The sequence below is a fragment of the Deinococcus pimensis DSM 21231 genome (assembly GCF_000519345.1).
Lineage (GTDB): Bacteria > Deinococcota > Deinococci > Deinococcales > Deinococcaceae > Deinococcus_A > Deinococcus_A pimensis.
Genome location: NZ_KI912633.1, coordinates 156933 through 159411, shown reverse-complemented (window position 1 = coordinate 159411; position 2479 = coordinate 156933). Strand labels below are relative to the sequence as shown.

Below are 2479 nucleotides of genomic sequence, written 5' to 3'. Positions count from 1 at the left end.
AGCGGCAGGCCCGGCGGGTTCAGCGGGCGGCCCGCGAGGAGGAAGCTCAGCGGGAAGCAGCCGTGCGGCACCTCCCCGCCCGAGCGGGTGCGGCGCTCGAAGTACGCCGCCGGGTAGAAGTTGAGCAGTTCCGCCCGACCACCCGCCGCGCTCAGGCGGGCGGGCAGGGCGCGGGCCAGCAGGGGCCGCAGCGTCGGGCCGGGCCGGGGGCCGTAGTGCTGCCCCATCAGCGCGGCGGCGTTCTCGCCCGTGAGCCACGTCGTCTGTCCCGTCGCGGACTGCGGCAGGCCGTCCACGCCGAGGCGCGCGTCGAGGGCCCGTCCGCCCCGCACGAGCGGGTGCAGGGCGGGCAGGTGCGTCTCCCAGGGACCGCCGGGCGGCGCGTCCTCGGGATGGCCGACGCCGTCGAGCGCCAGCCACACGAGGGCGGTCACGCCGGGGAGTCCGCGCTCTCCAGGCGGTAGTCGCGGAAGCGGTCGCGCAGCTCGCGTTTCATGAACTTGCCGGTGCTGCCGATGGGGATGCTCTCGACGAACTCGTACGCGTCGGGCAGCCACCACCTCGCGAAGCGCGGCTCCAGGTGGGCGCGCAGGTCCTCCGGGGTGGCCTGCGCGCCCTCACGCAGCACGACGACCGCGAGGGGCCGCTCGTCCCACTTCGGGTGCGGCACGGCGATCACGGCGGCCTGCGCGACGGCGGGGTGACCCATCAGGGCGTTCTCGAGGTCCACGCTGCTGATCCACTCGCCGCCGGACTTCACGAGGTCCTTGGCGCGGTCCTGGATGCTGATGTAGCCCGCCTCGTCGATGGTGGCGATGTCGCCCGTGTCGAACCACTGCTCGGTCCCGAAGGGCCCCCGGAGCTCCACGAGGCTGTTGCGGCTCGCGGTCTCGTCGCCGTAGTAGCCGCCGCTGATCCAGTTGCCGCGGATGACGAGCCGGCCCATGCTGCGCCCGTCGGAGGGCACGTCGCGGTTCTCGTCGTCGATGACGCGGACGTCCACGAGGGGCGGCACGCGGCCCTGCTTGGCTCGGACGCGGTAGCCCTCGTCGCTGTCGTGCGGCACCCCGGCGGGGAGGCGCGAGACGGTGCCGAAGGGGCTCGTCTCGGTCATGCCCCAGGCGTGCACGATCCTGAGCCCGTGACGGTCGAAGGCGCGGATGAGCGCCTCGGGTGCGGCGCTGCCGCCCACGACGAGTTCGCGCAGGCCGGAGAGGTCGTAGGGTTCGCCCGCCTCACGTGCGCGTTCGATCTCGGCGAGCAGCCCCATCCAGATGGTGGGCACGCCCGCCGTCACGGTGACCTTCTCCTCCGCGAGGAGCCGCGCGAGGTTCGGGCCGTCGCTGAAGACGGACGCGAAGACGGAGTTGGCGCCCACCATCGGCACGGCCCACGGCATGCCCCACGCCATGACGTGGAACATCGGCACGACGGGCAGCACGGTGTCGCCCTCGGCGATCATGAAGCCGCTGGGGTGCGTCATGCCGAGGTTGTGCAGCACGATGGAGCGGTGCGAGTACACGACGCCCTTGGGGTTGCCGGTGGTGCCGCTCGTGTAGCACATCCCGGCGGCGGCGCGCTCGTCGATCTCGGGGTAGGTGAAGGTGTCGGGCTGACCGGAGATCCACGTGTCGTAGTCGAGGGCGCCGGGGATCTGCTGCGGGACGGGCCCCATGATCACGACCTTCTCCAGCGTGGGGCAGTGCGGGAGGATGGCGGGCAGGAGCCGCGCGAGGACGTTGTCGATCAGGAGCACCTTGTCCCCGGCGTGGTTGACGATGTAGACGATCTGCTCGGGGTGCAGGCGGATGTTGACGGTGTGCAGGACCGCGCCGACGCAGGGGATCGCGAAGTACGCCTCGAGGTGACGGTAGGAGTTCGTGGCGATGGTGGCGACGCGGTCGCCGGGCCGCACGCCCGCCTCCACGAGGGCGTTCGCGAGCTGCTTGGCGCGCCTCGCCATGTCCGCGTAGGTGTAGCGGTGCTTCGCGGGGATGGGTCTGCCCTCGGCGTCCATCCCGGCGGCGAGCAGCGAGGTGACCGTCCCGTGCGGGAAGTAGCGCTGGACGCGCTCCAGGACGTAGGGAAGGGTGAGCGGGACGTCCATCATGGTGCTTCGCATGGGGCCTCCTGACAGCGTGGGTGGCGTCCGGCGGGCCGGACGACGCGTGGATTGGTGACGACGTCATTGTAGGGGGCGTGGCGGTGGGAGACGGTGGGGTCTGCTGCCTCCCGCACCGACGTCATGAATCCGTGAGAAATCTCTCACCGAAATGTCATGATGGGAGAGGAGCCATGACCCACCTCATCCGCGACCCCGACGACCCGGCGCTCAGCGCCCGGCTCGACGACCTGCTCTCGGCGGCGGCGCGGCGGCTGGAGTCGCGGCCCGCCGAGAGCCTCGCCTTCGCTTGCGAGGCCGCCGACCTCGCGCGGGACCTCGACGACGACGGGCGCCTGTCCACCGCGTTGCGGCTCG

2 protein-coding genes and 1 pseudogene are annotated in these 2479 nt (G+C 72.1%); 1 reads left to right on the top strand and 2 read right to left on the bottom strand.

Features of this window, described 5'->3' with window-relative positions:
* A pseudogene (locus tag DEIPI_RS28755) lies at positions 1–434 on the bottom strand (metalloenzyme domain protein); the annotation flags it as partial.
* The gene (locus DEIPI_RS0105380; RefSeq protein WP_027481109.1) at positions 431–2122 is read right to left on the bottom strand and encodes a long-chain fatty acid--CoA ligase; all 1692 of its coding nucleotides are present in this window, start codon (positions 2120–2122) and stop codon (positions 431–433) included. The pseudogene DEIPI_RS28755 and the gene DEIPI_RS0105380, both read right to left, overlap by 4 nt.
* Positions 2123–2295: 173 nt before the next feature.
* Here DEIPI_RS0105380 and DEIPI_RS39025 point away from each other — a divergent pair.
* Positions 2296–2479, top strand: a 184-nt coding sequence (locus DEIPI_RS39025; protein WP_045233687.1) for a hypothetical protein, incomplete at its 3' end; no start/stop codon positions are given.

What these genes read in the sequence shown, in the direction of transcription:
- DEIPI_RS0105380 (WP_027481109.1), bottom strand. Translation starts at nt 2,122, where the DNA reads ATGCGAAGCACCATGATGGACGTCCCGCTCACCCTTCCCTACGTCCTG.